Source organism: Marinobacter sediminum, assembly GCF_016820575.1.
In the GTDB taxonomy this organism is placed as follows: Bacteria; Pseudomonadota; Gammaproteobacteria; order Pseudomonadales; family Oleiphilaceae; genus Marinobacter; species Marinobacter sediminum.
This window is the reverse complement of record NZ_JAEMQH010000001.1, coordinates 734,999-754,568: the sequence shown is the minus strand read 5'-3', so window position 1 is coordinate 754,568 and position 19,570 is coordinate 734,999. Positions and strand designations below refer to the sequence as shown.

The 19,570-nt window shown below is 59.9% G+C and carries 16 protein-coding genes; 5 read left to right on the top strand and 11 right to left on the bottom strand.

Going from position 1 to position 19,570, the window contains the following annotated elements:
- Positions 1-59 precede the first annotated feature (59 nt).
- Positions 60-530, top strand: coding sequence for a winged helix-turn-helix transcriptional regulator (locus FGO67_RS03320; RefSeq protein ID WP_203299294.1), 471 nt, complete (start codon positions 60-62; stop codon positions 528-530).
- 63 nt (positions 531-593) lie between these two features.
- On the opposite strand, the gene FGO67_RS03315 is transcribed toward FGO67_RS03320, so the two are convergent.
- The 6 genes from FGO67_RS03315 to FGO67_RS03290 all read right to left on the bottom strand — a co-directional run bounded on the left by FGO67_RS03315 (position 594) and on the right by FGO67_RS03290 (position 8,172).
- Positions 594-1,916 (bottom strand): DEAD/DEAH box helicase, encoded by a 1,323-nt coding sequence (locus FGO67_RS03315; protein ID WP_203299293.1) that lies wholly within the window; start codon positions 1,914-1,916, stop codon positions 594-596.
- A 293-nt stretch (positions 1,917-2,209) separates the two neighbouring features.
- Positions 2,210-3,130 (bottom strand): lysophospholipid acyltransferase family protein, encoded by a 921-nt coding sequence (locus FGO67_RS03310; protein WP_203299292.1) that lies wholly within the window; start codon positions 3,128-3,130, stop codon positions 2,210-2,212.
- A gap of 115 nt (positions 3,131-3,245) precedes the next feature.
- A complete protein-coding gene (locus tag FGO67_RS03305) occupies positions 3,246-3,701 on the bottom strand; it encodes a DUF302 domain-containing protein (RefSeq protein ID WP_203299291.1) in 456 nt (151 codons plus the stop codon).
- Between the two features lie 80 nt (positions 3,702-3,781).
- Positions 3,782-5,308, bottom strand: coding sequence for a flavin-containing monooxygenase (locus FGO67_RS03300; RefSeq protein WP_203299290.1), 1,527 nt, complete (start codon positions 5,306-5,308; stop codon positions 3,782-3,784).
- A gap of 93 nt (positions 5,309-5,401) precedes the next feature.
- Complete coding sequence (locus tag FGO67_RS03295; protein ID WP_203299289.1) at positions 5,402-6,118, bottom strand: SGNH/GDSL hydrolase family protein; 717 nt, start codon at positions 6,116-6,118, stop codon at positions 5,402-5,404.
- 140 nt (positions 6,119-6,258) lie between these two features.
- Positions 6,259-8,172 carry a CocE/NonD family hydrolase gene (locus tag FGO67_RS03290; RefSeq protein WP_203299288.1) on the bottom strand — a complete coding sequence of 638 codons (1,914 nt, stop codon included), beginning with the start codon at positions 8,170-8,172 and terminating at the stop codon, positions 6,259-6,261.
- Positions 8,173-8,451: 279 nt separating this feature from the next.
- Here FGO67_RS03290 and FGO67_RS03285 point away from each other — a divergent pair, with 279 nt between their 5' ends.
- Entirely contained in the window at positions 8,452-9,486 is a 1,035-nt protein-coding gene (locus FGO67_RS03285; RefSeq protein ID WP_203299287.1) for a histone deacetylase family protein, read from the top strand.
- A 69-nt stretch (positions 9,487-9,555) separates the two neighbouring features.
- Positions 9,556-10,713 (top strand): iron-containing alcohol dehydrogenase, encoded by a 1,158-nt coding sequence (locus FGO67_RS03280; RefSeq protein WP_203299286.1) that lies wholly within the window; start codon positions 9,556-9,558, stop codon positions 10,711-10,713.
- Positions 10,714-10,894: 181 nt separating this feature from the next.
- On the opposite strand, the gene rlmE is transcribed toward FGO67_RS03280, so the two are convergent.
- Positions 10,895-11,515 (bottom strand): 23S rRNA (uridine(2552)-2'-O)-methyltransferase RlmE, encoded by a 621-nt coding sequence (gene rlmE / locus FGO67_RS03275; protein ID WP_203299285.1) that lies wholly within the window; start codon positions 11,513-11,515, stop codon positions 10,895-10,897.
- 158 nt (positions 11,516-11,673) lie between these two features.
- Between rlmE and FGO67_RS03270 the strand changes: the two genes are divergently transcribed.
- Both FGO67_RS03270 and FGO67_RS03265 read left to right on the top strand, forming a co-directional pair.
- Entirely contained in the window at positions 11,674-12,417 is a 744-nt protein-coding gene (locus FGO67_RS03270) for a TrmH family RNA methyltransferase (protein ID WP_203299284.1), read from the top strand.
- 116 nt (positions 12,418-12,533) lie between these two features.
- Positions 12,534-13,199: a transglutaminase-like domain-containing protein gene (locus tag FGO67_RS03265; RefSeq protein WP_203299283.1), complete on the top strand. Its 666-nt coding sequence runs from the start codon at positions 12,534-12,536 to the stop codon at positions 13,197-13,199.
- Between the two features lie 17 nt (positions 13,200-13,216).
- On the opposite strand, the gene FGO67_RS03260 is transcribed toward FGO67_RS03265, so the two are convergent.
- The 4 genes from FGO67_RS03260 to FGO67_RS03245 all read right to left on the bottom strand — a co-directional run bounded on the left by FGO67_RS03260 (position 13,217) and on the right by FGO67_RS03245 (position 19,510).
- Entirely contained in the window at positions 13,217-13,495 is a 279-nt protein-coding gene (locus FGO67_RS03260) for a hypothetical protein (protein ID WP_203299282.1), read from the bottom strand.
- Between the two features lie 311 nt (positions 13,496-13,806).
- Positions 13,807-14,871 carry a fatty acid desaturase family protein gene (locus FGO67_RS03255; RefSeq protein WP_203299281.1) on the bottom strand — a complete coding sequence of 355 codons (1,065 nt, stop codon included), beginning with the start codon at positions 14,869-14,871 and terminating at the stop codon, positions 13,807-13,809.
- Positions 14,872-15,023: 152 nt separating this feature from the next.
- Entirely contained in the window at positions 15,024-16,610 is a 1,587-nt protein-coding gene (gene ahpF / locus FGO67_RS03250; RefSeq protein ID WP_203299280.1) for an alkyl hydroperoxide reductase subunit F, read from the bottom strand.
- Between the two features lie 179 nt (positions 16,611-16,789).
- Positions 16,790-19,510 (bottom strand): cation-transporting P-type ATPase, encoded by a 2,721-nt coding sequence (locus FGO67_RS03245; RefSeq protein ID WP_203299279.1) that lies wholly within the window; start codon positions 19,508-19,510, stop codon positions 16,790-16,792.
- Positions 19,511-19,570 lie beyond the last annotated feature (60 nt).

Here is a 19,570-nt window from a genome sequence, read left to right as displayed (position 1 = left end):
TAAAGCAACCCTATTCAATTTGGTTTTAACATGCAACCCTATTCGGTACACTCCCTTACATGGCTAGAAAACGTTTTGATGATTCCAATTGCTCCGTCGCCCGCGCCCTTAATGAGGTGGGGGACTGGTGGTCGCTGCTGATTGTGCTGCACGCCATGTACGGCACCCGGCGCTTTGTCGATTTTCAGCAGGAGCTTGGCATTGCCAAGAACATTCTCTGTGATCGTCTGGCCCGGCTAGTGGATAACCAGGTGTTGAGCAAGGTTGATGTGGGTGAGCACGGATCGCGGTTCGAGTACCGCCTGACGGAGAAAGGTCGGGACTTGTTCCCGGTGGTGGTGGCCTTGCGCCAATGGGGGGATAAGTGGAACCCCGCACCTGACGAAGTGCCTTTGGATCTTCGGGACCGGGCGACCGGCCAACCGATTCCTCCGGTGGAGGTGCAGAATGCCGACGGTAAGCCACTGTCGGTAAGGGATGTGTTTGTACCGGAAGCCTCACGGCCAGGGCACAAGAAAAACTCCGCCTGACCGCAGGCACCGTCCTGGTGCCTGCTTATTGATCAGACTGCAAATCAGCTTGCCAGAGAGCTATCAGGCGTCCTGACGTGCTCCGCGGCTGCGCTGACCGCCACCGCCATTCTGGCTGCGGCCGCCACTACGACCACCCGGCTTGGCGCCGAAACTGCGTGGCTTGCCGCCTGGTTTGCCGTTACCGCCACCATTGCCATTACGGCCACGCGCCTTGCTCGGGTCGGCCTTGGCCTTCGGCTTCAGCGGCAGGTTGTTGGTCGGCTCGAAGCCATCCACCTGCTTCCGTGGCAGCTGCTTCTTGATCAGCTTCTCAATGCCCGCCAGCAACTTGCCTTCGTCGGCACTGACCAGCGACAACGCATGACCGCTCTCGCCGGCACGGCCGGTACGGCCAATCCGGTGCACGTAATCTTCCGGCACGTTCGGCAGCTCGAAGTTCACCACCTGCGGCAGCTGTTTGATGTCCAGGCCGCGGGCTGCGATATCGGTTGCCACCAGCACCCGGATGTCACCCTGCTTGAACTCACTCAGAGCGCGGGTACGGGCACCCTGGGATTTGTTGCCATGGATCGCCGCGGCGGTAATGCCGTCACGCTCCAGCTTCTGGGTCAGGCGGTTGGCGCCGTGCTTGGTGCGGGTAAAGACCAACACCTGTTCCCAACTGTTGTCCCGAACCAGCTTGCTCAGTAGCGCCGTTTTCTGGCTCTGATCAACCGGGTATACCGACTGCTTGACCTTCTCGGCGGTGGTGTTGCGAGCCGCCACTTCCACCTGTACCGGGTTGTTCAGCAGGCCCTGGGCCAGGGTGCGGATCTCGTTTGAGAAAGTCGCGGAGAACAACAGGTTCTGACGCTTGGCTGGCAGCAATGCCAGGATCTTGCGAATGTCACGGATGAAGCCCATGTCGAGCATGCGGTCGGCTTCGTCCAGAACCAGAATCTCGACTTCGTCGAAACGCACGGCGTTCTGCTGGTACAGGTCCATCAGGCGACCAGGGGTGGCCACCAGAACGTCCAGACCCTTACGCAGCTTCATCATCTGGGGATTGATTTTCACGCCACCGAAAACCACTGCGGCCTTGGTCGGAATGTACTTGCTGTAAAGATTTACGCTGTCGTGCACCTGCGCCGCCAGCTCCCGGGTCGGGGCCAGGATCAGTGCGCGCGGGCCCTTGCCGGTGCGAGGCTTTTCAGCCAACCGCTGCAGCAATGGCAGGGTGAAGCCGGCGGTCTTGCCGGTGCCGGTCTGGGCGGCGGCCATCACGTCCTTGCCGGACAGTACTGCTGGAATGGCCTGGGCCTGAATCGGGGAAGGGGTATCGTAGCCCTGATCGGAGGTGGCACGGACCAGCTGCTCGGACAGACCGAGTGAAGAAAAACTCATATTGGATCAACTCTTGATTGTTCTGCCTCCACGAACACCGTTGTCGGCGAATGCGGGCAGGTACCATGCACAGGCATGGAGAAAAAGACGACTACAGTCACGCGCCGTTAACGGGGTGACGTCCTCTGACAGGTCGTATGGATGGTTCGCATGACGGCGTTACGCCGGAAATTGCGGAATCCCTAGAGGCAGGATGCGGGCACAGTAACAGAGCCCCGGACAATTAGCCATAGGTGTTTGCAGCAGGGCCCGCGCCATGGCGGGTCCCTTTACACATGTTGGTTCTGGCGGATTCAGTAGATGCTGGCTGCGCCCTCTGGGCGGGTTTTGAAACGCTTGTGCAGCCACAGGTATTGGTCCGGCTGCTCACGAATGGTGTTTTCGATAAAGCGATTCCAGGTTTCGGCATCCTGTTGTGGATCTTCCCCAAAGCCTTGCTGGATGGGCGAAAACACTACCCGATAACGGCCGTCAGGCATCCGTAGGTGGCTGACGCAGATAACCGCCGCGCCAGATTCCCGGGCGATGTAGCTGGGCGAGGTAATGCAACCGGCGTTGACCCCGAAAAACGGCGCAAACAATTCGGATTTCTTGCCAAAATCCTGGTCGCAGGCGAACCAGATCTGACCGCCCTCTTTCAGGTACGAAAGCATAGGCCTCAGCTTGCGCTTGGTGAACGGCCGGATATTGAAATGGCGGCGACGACCCCGTTCTATCATCCGATCGATGACCGGGTTGTTATTGGGACGATACATGTAGCCGGGCTTGTTCAGATGACAGGCAATCAGGGGCAAGGCGAAGTCGAAAATGCTGTAGTGGCCACCGATCAGCAACACGCCCTGGCCGCGCGCCTTGGCTTCTTCCAGATGCTCGGTGCCGGACACCGACGCTGACGCGCAGTAAGGTTCCATATTGCGCCACCAGGCATGGGTGCTTTCCAGAAAGCCACGCGCCGACGCCACGAAGGTGTCTTCCAATAGCTCAGCTCGGGCATCTTCGCTCAGCCCCGGCATACAGGCCGCCAGGTTGGCATCGACAACCCTGGCCCGAGATTTCAGTTTTCGGGCCAGTAACCGCCCCAGCCAGCTACCAAAGCGCTGCTTGGCTGCCATCGGCAAAAACGACAGCAACCAGAGCACAAACACCAGAAACCATGAGCCCCAAAACGACGGGTGCCAGAGAGGGCGATTTGCTTTCTTGCCGCGAGAAGCCATACAACAGTTACCGTTACCCAGATATAAGAAAGGCAGCCTGACACACCGGCAGCGCCTTTAGTATATGTTTTAGGTAACTGTTTTTTTTATAATAGGGACAAGCGGACTACCGGGGTCAGCGAGTCGCCGCCTGAGCGAAATTGGCCAAGGCTTTGCTGACCTTATCCAGCACCTTGTCGCAATCATCCAGGCCATGACGGGCCTTCAGGTAGGCCGGGTCATTGTAGCCAAGCCAGACCTGTCCACCTTCATCCTCCCAGACCAATGCTTTCTGCGGCAGATCGACCGCCACACTCTGGCTGCAGCGCATCAACGGGGTGCCAACTTTCGGGTTGCCGAAGATCACCAGTTCGGTGGGACGCAGTTGCTCACCTACTGATTCGGCTCCCGCGGCATGATCGATGCGGTTGAATACCGTCATCCCCTTCTCGCCCAGCACCGACTCCAGTTTATCCGCGGTCGCGGCCACGCTGTGGTTGCTCTTGACTACAATGAGTCCGTCTGCAGCCTGCGCCAGACCGGCGAGGCAGAGCGTCAGCAGGGCCACGGCGAGCATTCTTAACTTAGTCATAACCAGTATCCTTATCCGTCGAGTGCAGCTCCCATACTAGACCAGAATCCGGGATGACGGCGATCAACAAAGGGCTGGCATCAGGATCCGAACAAGCCGGAGCGCAAGGGCCGCAAGAAACCTCGGCCCCCTCCCGTCCTGGCGGGGGTACGAACCCCGTCGAATTCCAGGTAGCCGTCCTCAATCGGATCGAAACGCAGGATTTTCACGTCTTCGAGGTAATTCTGGGAGGCCTTCCAGGGGCCATGGGTACCCTGGCGAGGCAACCGGTCCGCGGCCCGTCTGACGTAGCCGGCGTCGAGCGAACCCAGCACCGTGGTGTCGCTCCGGCTACCCTCGGTATCCCGGGCCAACACCGTCTGATACCCGCGCTGGTCCATCAGATTCATCAGCCGGCACAGGTACTCAGCGGCAATATCCACTTTCAGGGTCCAGGAGCTATTGGTGTACCCGAAAATCATGCCGGCGTTGGGCAGGCCTTCCACCATCACGTTTTTGTAGATGACCTTGTCCTTTAACACCACATCCTGACCATCGACACGGGGCCGAATGCCTCCGAGCATCTGGATATCCAGTCCGGTCGCCGGAATGATGATATCGGCCGCCAGCGTCTTTCCGGACTTCAGGCGAATGCCATTGGCGGTGAACCGGTCAATGTGATCGGTGGCCATGGAGGCCCTGCCCGCTTTCAGGGCGGTGAACAGATCGCCATCCTTGACGACACACAGGCGCTGATCCCATGGATTGTAGTCCGGCGTGAAATGACGCATGTCGGCGTTGTCACCGAGCCGACGCCGGATGATGCGCAGGAACAACCGGCGCATCAACTTGGGACTCTTTCGCGAGCGCAGATACAGAAAACGGGAAATGGCTATGTTGCGGGCACGTATCAGCTTGTAGGCCAGTTTTTCAGGCAGTAATCGTTGCACGAGCAGGGCGAGTTTGTCGGTCGACGGCAGCGGCATCAGGTAGCTTGGCGAACGCTGCAGCATGGTGACGTGAGCCGCCTGTTCCGCCAGTGTGGGCACCAGGGTGATGGCAGTGGCGCCACTGCCGATCACCACAATGTTCTTGTCGGCGTAGTCCAGCTCCTCAGGCCACTGTTGCGGATGCACGATCTGGCCCTGAAAGTCGCTCTCGCCCGGAAAATCCGGCTGGTAACCGTGGTCATAGTTGTAATAACCAGTGCAGCCGACCAGGAACCCGGCGGTGTAGGTGTCCGTTTCGCCCGTCGCCTCGTTGTCGACGGTCAGAGTCCAGCACTTGTTCGAGCTTGACCAGTCTGCGGTTTTGACCGCCTGGCCATAGCGGATGTGACGTTCAACATCGAATGCCTGTGCGGTCTCGCGCAGGTAGTTCTTGATCGATGCACCATCGGCCAGCACCTTGCCGCCAACCCAGGGCCGGAAGCGGTAGCCAAAGGTGAACATGTCGGAATCAGACCGGATACCCGGGTAACGGAACAGGTCCCAGGTGCCGCCCAGCGACTGGCGCCGCTCCAGAATGGCAAAGGATTTGCCCGGACATTGTTGGCCGAGGTGACAGGCCATGCCAATGCCGGATACCCCGGCGCCAACGATCAGAACATCGAAATGGTGTGCACTCATGACCGGTCTCTCGATTCCATTTTGTTCTTGTGATGACAGGTATGGAACCAAGATAACCCACGCGGTCAGCCTGGGGAATGCGCGAAGCTGGTCTTACCGGGCCGTTGTGGGCGCCAGTTCACAAATAACGCCGGCGGCATGCTCAGCCCAGACTCCGTAGGCGTCCCGGCCCGGATGAAAGCCATCGGCAGCCATCGCCGCCGGCTCCAGCGGATAGGTCACGGACAGGAAATGGGCACCGGCGGTATCGCCACAGAAGGCCTCCAGCAAAGCATTCAACTGCCGGGCCCGCAGCCCCAGATACCAGCGCAGGGGCTGCGGCAAGGCGGGAAACCAATGCATGGGGGGAATTGCGGTGAACAGGATGTGACGTGCGCCGAATCGCTGGGCAAGTTGTGCCGACAACTCACCCAGATGTTTGAGCCACTGGCGATCGCCGGTGCGCCCGGTAACGTCGTTGACCCCGACCGACACCAATACCATATCAAAGCTGTCGTCCGGCACCTGAGCCAACGCCGCCAGCACATCAGCGGAAGTACGTCCGGTTTCAGCTTCCAGCGTCCAGTGCAGCCGGAACTGCTGGCCCAGCCTTGAGGCCAGGCGCCCGGACAATGCTTCGCCCTGGTGCTCCACACCCACACCGGCGGCCGCGGAATCGCCCAGAATCAGTAATCGAAGATCCGGCCCGGTGCCACTGAGCCCGCGCCGCTCCCCCTCAGGCTCTGGCAGCCGGGGCGTTACCCTACGCACATACCGGCCCTGACCAATCAGCAGCGGGCCAAGGGTGAGCGTGGACAGCGGATACAGCACTGGGGGGGGTGCTCAGCCGTGGCGGCCGTCGTTGAACAGGACGTCCCGCGGGTATTTGGCCATGGTTGGATCCTCTTCAGGAAGTGATGGACTATCAACCATAGCCCATCGCTCGCCAGAGGAACAAACCCCGAACGCCGTTATTGCAGACGCGCGGTGGGGTGCCGGGACAGATCCAGTATGGGCAACTCCAGACCCTTGATCGTCAGATCGAACCGGTTGTTGCCGTCGACTGCCAATGGATTGCTGACCGCGGTGTATTGGACATGGCTGGAATAGACCAGCAGGCCAACCTCATCGCCGGGCTGAAGCTGCTCACCAACACCGGCCAGCAGCACACCCGATTCACCTATATTGGGATTGGACCTGTGCGTACCTTCCAGCAGCGACGTGACCTGATCGTCCACCAGGATCAGGTCACTGCCCCGCTGAATTCCGATACCGAGATAAGCCACCGGCGTGACGGTACCGGGCAGTGCGGTATTGGCCACCGTCACCTCATCGATCCGCGGTATGCCCGCCAGAATCTCGCTATCACCAGTCACCGTATGCACAGGCACAAAGGTTGGGGGTGAATCGGCTACCGGTCGGCTCACCTCGCTCGAGTCCACTCGAGCCGCGACGCCACCGACCTTGTTCCGCTGCGAGCCGACCGGAAAGTCCTCGAGCACCAGTCCAGCCGGTTCAGCGCTATCCGCGTTCTGGGTGTCAGCCACAGAAATACACACCGATGGAATGCTCCGATAGGCATTGGACTCCTCGCCCTTGAGGTGAAAATCGAACCAGCTCAGGATCAGGTCGGTGCCTATCAGACCACCACAGTTGGCACTGCCCTCGATCTGATTGGCCAACGGGTTCATGTGTCCGCCTTCGGTGGACAGAATCGACACCGGCACACCCTCGCCCGCAGCCCGCTTAAAGTAAGCCCAGTTCCAGTAGGCATCGGTCAGGTTGAACAGCACGTCCCGGTTGCCCTGCAGTAACAGGGTGGGCACCGAGCGCGGCACAAAAGCGTCACCGTTGGACGAGCAACCAAGTTCTCCCGGCTGACACCAAGGCTGACCTTGCTCGGCCGAGCGCTGCAGATGGCGGGTATGACGATCAAACAGTTCGACCACCTCAGCTTCGGTGTAACCGTCCGCTTCCATGGCGCCGATCAGATCAGCCCGGGTCCGAATCAGGTTGGCTTGAAGACTGGCCGGGCCCATCAGCTCGCACATCCGAGCCACCGCTGGTGTGTTAACGGTGTTCCCGGTTTCGGCCAGTAGACAGAGCAGGCCCGTAAACGAACGTTTCACGGCATCGCCAGGCAGCAAACTGTAGAGCAGGCTGTGCCAGGTGCCGTTCGGTACGATGGTGTCGATCCGGTCATCCAGCTGCGACAAGCCAAACTGGTAGCCGCCACCGTAGCTGTAACCGATCAGACCCGCGTTGATATCACGGACTACTCCGGTATCGTCTTGCCGCTCGATATGCAGACTCGGGGCCTGTTCGTAGAGCCAGTCCAGCAAGTAACGGGCATCCTGGGTCTCGGCCCGGGGAGCGATGATACGGGCATAGCCGCCACCGTTTTGCGGCGTCGAATTGCCGTGGCCGCGCTCATCAAACGAGACCCCGACATAGCCGTGGCGTGGCAGCGTGGCGAAGAGTTCATCAATGGCCGGGAAATGGGGCGTGTCGGAAGCCACTGAGCCATCTTCGTCAATCTCGGAATCCAGACTGCCACTGTAACCGTGACTCTCTATCACCACCGGGAAGCGATCCTCGGCACAGCGCTCGGGCAGCATCACCGCCACATGGAACCGGGTTACATCGGCCTCGGTGGCATCATCTGTGCGATCCCGATCAAAACTGTTGGGCAGCGGGCTGTCCAAGGTGTACTGACGCACCTCTGGTGGCAACGGGATCTCACAATCCCCCAGAATAGGATCGGAATCGTCGTTCTGGTTTTCCTGCTCAACAGTGGCGTCGTCCGAACCGCCGGAACCACCACCTATGCAACCGCTCAACGTGAAGAGAAACAGCAACGACAACAGAAACGGGTAACCACGCATTTTTTGTTCTCCTGAGCGTCATTACCGACAGCTAGTTTCCGGATAACGACGATTATTGTTGTCATTGTTCCACGGCAAACCCGCAGCTTCGGTTCCCGGAGGCCTCCAGCCTGGCCCAAAAAGCAAAGGCGCCATTTCGCGCCAGTGGCGAAGGCAAAAACGCCATAGGATGCCGAGCAACCTCAGGAGTCACCAATAACGGATTGAAAAACCTTGATTTGAGCCGCCATCGCCCATGTGCCACAGTCAGGGCATCATTCACTGTGGAACGCGAGGCCCATGAAAACTGTTTTCTCTCCTCTCCATAGCCGCCGCTCGGTCAAAACCGAGCTGGACGGTGGCCTGCTCATCGAGCCCCACGAAAAGCCATCCCGCGCCAACACCATCCTGGCAAGGGTCAAGGCCCAGGGGCTCGGCGAGGTTCTGGAACCGGACGAGTTTGGCCTCGAGCCCGTGAAACGGGTACATAGCGCCGATTACGTCGAGTTCCTGGCACGCTGTTGGCAAGACTGGCTGGACGCCGACAAGCCGGGCGAGGCCATTCCTGCAGTCTGGTGCGGTCGCGGAATGCGGGCCCGGGTGCCCAAAGACATCGATGGCCGTCTCGGGTACTACAGTTTTGCCGCCGAAACCTCGATCTCCGATGGCACCTGGGAGGCTGCCTGCACCTCGGCCAACGTCGCCCTGACTGCGCAGAAGCTGGTCGCCGGTGGTGAGCGGGCCGCGTTTGCCCTGTGCCGGCCCCCCGGACACCATGCCCACGCCGATCTGTTTGGCGGATACTGTTTCTTCAACAACGCTGCCATTGTGGCCCAAGCCTTCCGGGACCAGGGCGCCAAACGGATTGCGGTTCTTGATGTCGACTTCCATCACGGCAACGGTACCCAGGCCATTTTCTACCAGCGCCAGGACGTTCTGACCTTAAGCCTGCACGGCGATCCGGATCTGGTCTTCCCGCATTTCCTGGGTTTTGAAGATGAAACCGGGGAGGGTGCCGGTGAAGGTTACAACCTCAACCTCGTCTACTCGCCGGGTACCCCGTACAGTGTCTGGAGCCAGGGCCTGGAAACCGCGTGTCAGCGGATCGGCGAGTACCAGCCAGACGCGCTGGTGGTCGCCCTGGGCGTGGATACCTTTGAGGACGACCCAATCTCCTTCTTCAAGCTGAAATCCTCCGATTACCTCACCCTCGGTCAGCGCATCGCCCAGCTGGGCCTGCCGACGGTGTTCACCATGGAGGGCGGTTACGATGTCGAGGCCATTGGCGTCAACGCAGTCAATGTCTTGCAAGGCTTTGAACATACGCAGGAATGACTACTAGACGACCGGTCTAATTGAAACTAGGATGCGGCCTTCTTTGAAACAACACTGGGGCAGCAGCCGATGAACAGTTTCGATTTCTACAATCCGACGCACATCGCATTCGGTGAAGGCAAGATCGCCGATCTGAACAAACTGGTACCTGCCGAAGCACGGGTACTGGTGTTGTTTGGCGGTGAAAGCGCGCGTCGGACCGGCACCCTGGATGAAGTCACGGCAGCCCTGGGCGAGCGCCAGGTGACGCTGTTTGGCGGCATCGAGCCGAACCCGAGCTTCGAAACCCTGATGGAAGCCGTGGCGCAGGTGCGTGAGCAGGGCGCGGATTACCTGTTGGCCGTCGGCGGCGGCTCAGTCATCGACGGCACCAAGTTTGTGGCCGCCGCCTCTGTGTTCGAAGGCGATGAGTGGGAGATCCTGACCCAGGGTGGCCGCAACATTGAGCGGGCGCTGCCGTTCGGCTCGGTGCTGACCCTGCCGGCAACCGGCTCGGAAATGAACAAGGGTGCCGTGGTTACCCGCAAGTCCCTGAAAGCCAAGCTGCCGTTCCACAGCAATCACGTGTTCCCGGCCTTCTCGATACTGGACCCGACCAAGACCTACACCCTGCCCCTGCGCCAGGTTGGCAACGGCGTGGTTGACGCCTTCGTGCACGTGGTCGAGCAGTACCTGACCTACCCGGCCCAGGCCCCGGTCCAGGACCGCTTTGCCGAAGGCCTGCTGCAGACCCTGGTCGAAATTGGTCCCCAGACCCTGGCCGAGCCGGAAAACTATCAGGTTCGGGCAAGCATGATGTGGACCGCTACACTGGCCCTGAACGGCCTGATTGGCAGCGGTGTCCCCCAGGATTGGGCCACCCACATGCTCGGCCACGAGCTGACCGCCCTGCACAACCTGGATCACGCCCAGACCCTGGCTATCGTGCTGCCGTCCATGCTGCGTGAGCGCAAGTCAGCCAAGCTCGACAAGCTGGTCCAGTACGGTGAGCGGGTATGGAACATTCGCGATGGCAGTGCCGAGGACAAAGCCGAAGCCGCCATCGCCAAGACCGAGGCCTTCTTCGAATCACTGGGGGTGAAAACGCGCCTGAGCGATTACGACCTTGGCGAGCAGCACATTGAACCGCTGATCGCGAGTCTGGAAAGCCACGGCATGGTGAAATTGGGTGAGCACGGCGATGTCACGCCTGAGGTGTGCCGCCGCGTCCTACAGGCCAGCCTGTAACCGCTACGGATTAGCAGATACTTTAGCGGCGGATGAGTGTTCCTTCACCCGCCCGCATCCGCCCGCCAGCACGAGCGACACGTGCAATGTCTTCCTTTTTGGGGCTCTGGTTTTCAGGTGCCCTTTTTTTAGGGCCGTTTTTAGGCCCGTTTTTTATGCCTGTTTTTCAGCCGAGGACGGCTCAGCCCTTGAAGCCCTTGCCCAGGACATAGACCTCTCGGGAGCGAGCCCGGGAAGAATCCGGCTTGCGCACCACCACCTTGTCGAACACCGCCCGTACCGATTTCAGGTACTCGTCGTAGCCTTCCCCCTGAAACACTTTGGCGACGAAGTTGCCTTTCGGTTTGAGCACCTGGCAGGCCATGTCCAGTGCCAGTTCCACCAAATACATAGAGGACGCCTGGTCGGCCACAGTCACGCCACTGATGTTCGGGGCCATATCGGAAATCACCACATCCACCGGGGCGTCGCCCAGGGTGGTCATGATGGCATCGAACACATCGTTCTCGGTGAAGTCGCCCTGGATGAACTCGACCCCGGCAATGGCGTCCATCTCCAGGATGTCCGAGGCAATGACCCGGCCCTTGTGGCCAACGAGGTTGGCGGCCACCTGCGACCAGCCCCCGGGTGCCGAGCCCAGGTCCATGACCACCATGTTGGGGTGGATCAAACGGTCCTTCTTGTTGATTTCCAGGAGCTTGTAGCTGGCCCGGGAGCGATAGCCGTCCACCTGCGCCTGTTTCACGAAGGGGTCGTTGACATGCTCTTCAAGCCAGCGGTTACTGCTTTTGGATCGGGCCATAGGACTCATCAATAGCGGGGGAAACGGTCTGTTATTGTACGTGCCGGGCGCCGTCCCGGCAAAATCCTGACAACCGATGCCGGCGCACGTACAATCGGCTCATTCCAGCTCCCACCTCGACCGCCTGCGCGGCTCGGGCGCAGCCACGGGCGACCAATGTGAAACTGAACGACATTCGAAAACTGCACCAGAAAAAGTACCGCCAGGAATTCAGGCATTACCTGGTCGAGGGCGAACACCTGGTGCTGGAACTGCAGAAAGCCGTCGCCCAGCAGCCGGCGCTGGTGAGCACAGAGCTGTACGTAACCGCGGCGTACGAACATTGGCAGAGCCCGTTCACCACGCATCTGGTCAGTGATCGCCAGATGGCACAATTGGCCGACACCCGCACGCCCCAGGGCATCCTTGCGGTAGTGGCCATGCCGGAAGCAAACCAAGGCGCTGCGGCACCGGCTAATGCCGGCGAACGGGCGGTGTACCTGCACGAGGTTCAGGATCCTGGCAACCTCGGGACTATTTTGCGCACCCTGGCCTGGTTCGGCGGTTTTCGCTGCCTGCTCAGCCCCGGCAGTGTCGACCCCTACAATCCCAAGGTGGTGCGCGCCAGCATGGGCGCGCTCTTCCACCTGCCATTAGAAACCGACGTAAGCCTCGAGCAGCTCGCCGGCCGCTACCAGCGCATTGCCTGCCTCGACCTCAACGGTGCGGCATTGACCTCAGCCGAGTTCCCCCATCACGACTGCTACCTGTTCGGCAACGAGGCCCGGGGCGTGCCCCGGAGCGCACTGGAAGAGCTCGGCGCCGTGCCCTACACCATTGCCGGTCAGGGGGCGATAGAATCGCTGAACCTGGCCACCTCGGTGAACATCTGCGCATACGAACTGAAGCGTGGAGCCTCCTGAAAGCCAGCCGCGACCTGAGCTAATCCGGCAACCATTGTGGTGGATTTCGTCATTGCCTGTAGCAAGCTAATTGGCGAAGATGATGGATTAATGCCCTAACCCCCGGATGCCCGCCCATGGACCAGTATCTACAGCCCACCGAGTTCTTCGACTACGAAAACCCGGAACTCAAGAGCTGGATAGCCGAGCAGTTGCAAGGCGTGTCCGATGATCCGGTGGAACAGGTCAAAGCGCTCTACCTCGCGGTTCGGGACCAGGTCAGCTACAACCCGTACGTATTCCAGACTGATCCGAACACCTTCAGTGCCAGCCACGCCCTGAGCAGCGGCGAGTCCTACTGTATTCCGAAAGCGGTTCTGCTGGGCGCGGCGGCTCGTTCACTGGGCATTCCCAGCCGGCTGGGGTTGGCCGACGTCCGCAATCACCTGTCCAGCCCAAAGCTGATCGAGTGGCTGCAGTCGGATATTTTCCGCATGCACGGCTTTATCGAGCTGTACCTGAACGGCCGCTGGGTGAAAGCGACTCCGGCGTTCAACCGGCAACTGTGCGAAATGATGAATGTCGAACCGCTGGAGTTCGACGGTGTGCACGACTCAGTGTTCCAGGAATACACCGAATCCGGGGAGGCACACATGGAATACGTAAACGACCATGGGATGTTCGACGACGTACCCCACGAATTTATTGTCTCGGGCGTACAAGCGGCCTATCCGCACCTATTCGGGGATAAAAGCACGGTGGGCTCGATGAACGGCAGCCTGCAGGCGGACATCGAAGAATAATTCGCCCCATTGCGGCATCAGTGCCGACTCACCGGGTTGTCTGCTCTCCCGACGGCGTCCAATGCCGAAACAACGGCGTCCGCAAGCTGGTTAGCGCCCTGCCACCGGTCTGCCGGTTCCGGGTTAAGAGCAAGGCTGAAGACAGCCCTTGCCTCTTCGGGCACGTCGGTATTGAAGGTAAACACTTTGACTCCGGCCTCATTGGCCAACGTCAGCATGCGCTCGGTAACCTTCTCCTTGCACATGAACACCAGGTAGTCGGGCTTTTGCGGGCGACTCAGGACCTTCTGCGCCAACTGCAGATAACTGCAGATAACTGAAACGATGACGCTCGTGATCCGTCACGACCTCCAGGTCCATACTCAGGTCGTTAGCAACGGCCTGCATAAAACCCGAGACCAATCCCCAGAACCGCGAATCATCCGGCGACAGGAACACCTCTCGAGCAGCTACTGCGGCGTTGAATGGCAAAACCGTCAGACAGATCGCTAGACACAACACCCGCACCATCGCTTGCGACCCCGCAACGCAACCTACCCAAAGCCAAAACCATGGCCCCCAGAAAACCATTCAGATTAACGGGAACAAATTCAGAAAGGCAATACAATCACAGCGAATTTCGGGCCTCCCGGTAGGACACCATTCTTTGCTGCTGTTCATCCCAGAGCGCAGATCGGAAGCAGGCCACAATATCCCTCGGGCTCAGAGTCGTGGTCAAGGGAGACTGCAGCTCCGGAATTGCCGCCATCGCTTCCGGTAAACGGTAGAAGGGAATCCGGACGTTAAGATGGTGAATGTGGTGATAACCGATATTACCGGTAATCCATTGCATTACCCGATTCATCCGCATGTAGCTGGATGACTCCAGTGCGGCTCGGTAGTACGTCCAGGCCTCAGGTGACACCACCTGCATCAGCCGGAAGCTGTGTTGGGCAAAAAACAGGTAACAACCCAGCGCCGAGGCGATCGCCATGGGCAGCAAAATCACGAAAAAGGCCAGGCTGGCGCCGCCGGCCGCCCAAAGCATGGCAACTATGCCGACATGAGCGACCAACGCAACCGCCGAATCCCAGTGCCGTGCCGGGTTATTCAGCAACGGCAGCAGTGTGATATTGAGCCCAAACACAATGGGGTAGCTGAACAACACGACGAGGGGGTGGCGCTGAGCCCGATACACCAGGCGCTGCCAGCGGGTGGATTCGTGCCACATTCGCGTGGTGATCATCGGGAAAGCGCCTACACTCGCGGCGCTCACCTTGCCAACATGGCCATGGTGATAGTTATGACTTTCACGCCATGAGCGAGGAGGGGTAAGGACAAAAGCCCCATAGACATAAAACAGCCAACGGGCGATCCGGGACTGCTTGAGAATCGCCCCGTGCAGATAATCATGGTAAGTGATAAAAGCGCGAACCATCAGCAGCGCCCCAGCCACCGAAAACAACAGTTTTAGCGGCCACCAATTCATCACTCCGGCGGCGGTCAGCGCAGCCACCATCAACGTGAGCGTCGAGCCAACACACCACCAGCTTCTTGCCACCGACTCTTCGGCAAATGGTTTGGTCGCCGCCAGCAGTTCCCGGCCCAGGCGGATGCCGGCGCTGTGTTCGGGCAAACTTGCGTCGGCAGTGACGGACTCAGTTCCATTATTCAGGCGCGATGCTGTGTGCATCCCGCACCTCCTGTTTGCTGCCCCGTCGTCACGGCGGGGTGTTCCCCTATGAGAAATTTAGACCCGGCCGTGGAGATTTTCCATGCTCAAAAAAAAGGCACCGGACGAGTCCGGTGCCTTCGGAGCTATTACGGAGGTTTTAGCGACTCACGTTACGCAGCCTGCTCCTCGTCGTCTTCCACCGAATTCCGGATCAGGAAGTCGAAGGCGCTCAATGCCGCTTTCGAGCCTTCGCCCATGGAGATGACGATCTGCTTGTAGGGCACGGTGGTGGCATCGCCGGCCGCGAAGACACCCGGGATGGAGGTCTCGTTACGGTCGTTGACCACGATTTCACCGTGCTGGCTGAGCTCAATATCGCCCTTCAACCACTCGGTGTTCGGCACCAGACCGATCTGGATAAACACCCCTTCCAGGGCCACGTGGTGCTCTTCACCGGTGTTTCGATCCTTATAGTTCAGACCGCTCACCTTGCCATTTTCCCCGGTGATTTCGGTGGTCTGGCCCGAGGTGATGATCTCCACGTTTTTCAGGCTGCGCAGCTTCTTCTGCAGCACGTCATCAGCGCGCATTTCCGCACCAAACTCAATCAGCGTCACGTGCCCGACGATACCCGCCAAATCGATGGCCGCCTCGACACCGGAGTTACCGCCACCGATCACCGACACACGCTTGCCCTTGAACAGCGGTCCATCGCAGTGCGGGCAGTAGGCCACACCCTTGTTCCGGTACTCTTCCTCACCCGGAACACCAATCTGGCGCCAGCGGGCCCCGGTGGACAGCACCAGCGTACGGGCCTTCAGGGAACCGCCATTCGCCAGACGGATTTCGTGGGGCATACCCGGTTTGGCAGCCGGAATCAGCTTCTCGGCGCGCTGCATGTTCATGATGTCGACATCGTATTCCTTGACGTGCTGCTCCATGGCACCGACCAGCTTGGGGCCTTCGGTGTAGGGCACCGAGATCAGGTTTTCGATACCCATGGTATCCGCCACCTGACCGCCAAAGCGCTCTGCTGCGATGCCGGTGGAGATACCCTTCCGGGAAGCGTAGATCGCCGCCGAAGCACCGGCGGGGCCGCCGCCAACCACCAGCACTTCAAAGGTGTCTTTCTGGTTGATCTTCTCGGCTTCTTTCTCGTCGGATTTGGTGTCCAGACGGGCCACGATCTCTTCCAGGGTCATGCGCCCCTGCCCCCAGGACTCGCCGTTCAGGTATACGCTAGGCACGGCCATGACTTCCCGCTGCTCCACTTCGTCCTGGAACAGTGCGCCGTCGATGGCGGTGTGCTTGATGTTCGGGTTCAACACACTCATCAGGTTCAGGGCCTGCACCACATCCGGGCAGTTCTGGCACGACAGCGAGAAGTAGGTTTCGAACTCGAATGAACCGTCCAGCTCCTGCACTTGCTCGATCACTTCCTGAGCCGCTTTGGAGGGATGGCCGCCTACCTGGAGCAATGCCAACACCAGCGACGTGAACTCGTGGCCCATGGGAATACCAGCAAACCGAACACCGATGTCGGTGCCGATCCGGTTGATGGCAAACGATGGCCGACGCACGTCGGTGGCTTCCTCAGTCCGCAAACTGATCTTATCCGACATAGGTTCAAGCTCTTCCAGCAACTGCTTCAGTTCCTGGGACTTATCACCATCGTCGTAGGCCGCAACCAGCTCGATCGGCTGCTGCAGCTTGTCCATATAGGCTTTCAGTTGCTCCTTGATACCGGCATCCAACATGTACTCTTTCCTCTCTAGGTCAGCGTGACACCAAGTCACTGAATTCAATACGGGTTAAAAATCAACGTGGGGCAACAATAAGGCTTGCCCGGCGCACGCTCAAATTGATTGCCCTAAACTGTCTGATAGAGCCATGCTATACGAAGCGAAAGCATCATTAAGATTTCCCCTGCCAGCAATCATTCACGGCCTTTGGTCAGCCGCAACCGGAGTTGCTTTTCCAGCTCGATCACGATGAACAGCGCTGCGCCGATCACCAGGCTGAACAGCATCTCCGGGCCCGGTACCGCGGCGGTGGCGAAAACTCGCTGAGGCAGTGGCAGATAGGTGAGGCCAAGCTGACCAACCAGCACCGCGGCAATGGCCAGCCACACCAGCCGGGTCGCCCTCAGTTTTTTCCAGGTGAGCGTGACGGTGTCCTTGTTACGAATAAACAGCAGATAAAAAGCCTGCATTGCCACCAGCGTATTCATCGCCATGGTCTGGGCTGTCTCAACCGAGTGCCCCTGATTGATGGCAAAACGGAAGATGCCGAAAACACCCAGCAGGATCAGGACGGCCACCAGGACAATGTGCCAAACCAGGCTTCGAGTCAGTAACGGCTCAGAGCGCTTGCGCGGCGGTCGCTGCATGGTATCGGCTTCACTGGCCTCAAACGCCAGGGCAATGCCCAGAGTGACGGCCGTGACCATGTTCACCCAGAGGATCTGGATGGGGGTGATGGGCAGCGTCAGACCCGCCAGCAATGCCCAAACAATCACCGAGGCTTCACCGGCGTTCGTCGGCAGGGTCCAACTGATGACCTTGCGAATGTTGTCGTGGATGGTACGCCCTTCCCGCACGGCCACCGCAATTGAGGCAAAGTTGTCATCCGCCAACACCAACTCGGAGGCTTCCTTGGCCGCCTCACTGCCCTTGCAACCCATGGCCACGCCGATGTCTGCCCGTTTCAGGGCTGGCGCATCGTTCACGCCATCACCGGTCATCGCCACGGTCTGCTGCTGGGCCTGCAACGCGATCACCAGGCGTAGCTTGTGCTCCGGGCTGGTGCGAGCGAAGACATCGGTTTCGATTGCCGCTCGTGCCAACTGCTGGTCCGTGAGCTGGTCCAGATCGGCGCCGGTCAGGACCCGGTCCGGGTTTTTCAGGCCCACCTCACCGGCTATGGCCCGGGCGGTATCGGCATGGTCACCGGTAATCATCTTGACCCGAATACCGGCACTCTGACACTCGGCCACGGCCTCAATAGCCTCGCGCCTTGGCGGGTCAATCAGCCCAACCAGCCCGAGAAAAACCAGCCCTTCAACAAGGTCGTCCCGCTCCAGCACCACCTGACTGGCGGGCACCGAACGGGCCGCAAGCGCCAGCACCCGCTGACCGGAAGCCGCAATCGCGACAATCTGTTCCTGCCACCAGCGCTGATTCAATGGCACCTGGCCCTGGTTTTGGGCCTGGGTTTCAGAGCGCTGAACCGCACACAGCTCCAAAAGCACCTCGGGCGCGCCCTTCACGAAGATGAAAGCCCGGTTCTGATGATCGTGGTGCAGGGTTGCCATGAAGCGATAGCTGGTATCAAACGGAATGGCGTCGGTTCTGGGCCAATGTCCCTGCAAGTCGCCGGCATCCAGCCCAGCCCGGGCCGAGAACGACAACAGCGCGCCCTCCATCGGGTCCCCTTCCACCCGCCAGCAGCCATCCTCGCGCTTGAGTTCCGCGTCGTTGCACAGACCCGCAACCTGCGCCATTTCGGTCAGGACCTTACAACTGCCCGTCTCGATAACCTGATCCCGGTCCAAAACCGCCCCATCCGGGCCATAACCCTCGCCGTCGATGGTTAATGATCGATCTGCGGTGATCACCGTCACCACACTCATCTCATTACGAGTCAGGGTGCCGGTCTTGTCGGAGCAAATCACCGAGACCGCACCCAGGGTTTCGATCGCCGGCAAGCGGCGGACAATGGCATTGCGGCTGGCCATGGTCTGGACGCCCACCGCCAGGGTGATGGTCAGCACCGCCGGCAGCCCCTCGGGAATGGCCGCCACCGACAGACCAACCACCGCCATCAACAGATCACCGAAATCGTAGGCCAGGCGCCAGTGGCCATACGCCAGCAGAGCGGCCGCCATGACCAGGATGAACAGCGTCAGCCAGCGGGCGAATTGGCGCATTTGCGCTACCAGCGGGGTCGTCAGCTGCTCAACGTCCGCCAGCAGGCCCTGAATCCGGCCAAGTTCCGTGTGCAATCCGGTAGCCACCACCAGGCCCGAGGCCTGGCCCGCGGTAACAGCCGTGCCACTGAACGCCATGCAGCTGCGGTCGCCGAGGGCCTGGCCGACCGGTACCGGCTCGGTCTGTTTTTCCACAGGCATCGACTCGCCGGTGAGCAGCGCTTCCTGCACAAACAGATTGTGGGCTTTCAACAAGCGAAGATCCGCAGGGACCTTATCACCCGCCTCCAGCAGCACGATGTCACCGGGCACCAGCCGTTCGCCGGCAATGGTCAGGCGATGACCGTCGCGCACCACGGTGGCGCGCAGGGCCAGCATGCTCCGAATGGCCTGGATGGCCTTCTCCGCCTTGCCCTCCTGAAGCCCACCGATCACGGCGTTGGCCAACACCACCGCGAGAATGACGCCGGTATCGAGCAGATGTCCAAGGGTTGCGGTAATTACTGCCGCGCATAGCAGCACGTAGATCAGCACGTTATTGAACTGGCGCAGAAACCGGGCGATCCGCCCGGGCCGCTGCGGTTCCGGCAGGCTATTCAGCCCAAACTGCTGCAGGCGCTGGTCGGCCTCGGCGGCGGTCAAGCCAGCCGGGCTAACATCAAACTCGGCCAGGACCTGTTGCTGTGGTAATTCGTGCCAGGAACCGGAAGGGCACACTCTCGCCTCCATGCTTGCGCTTACTGTCCAGCCTTCACTTTAGGACGAATAGCGCATATTGGTATTGATGGG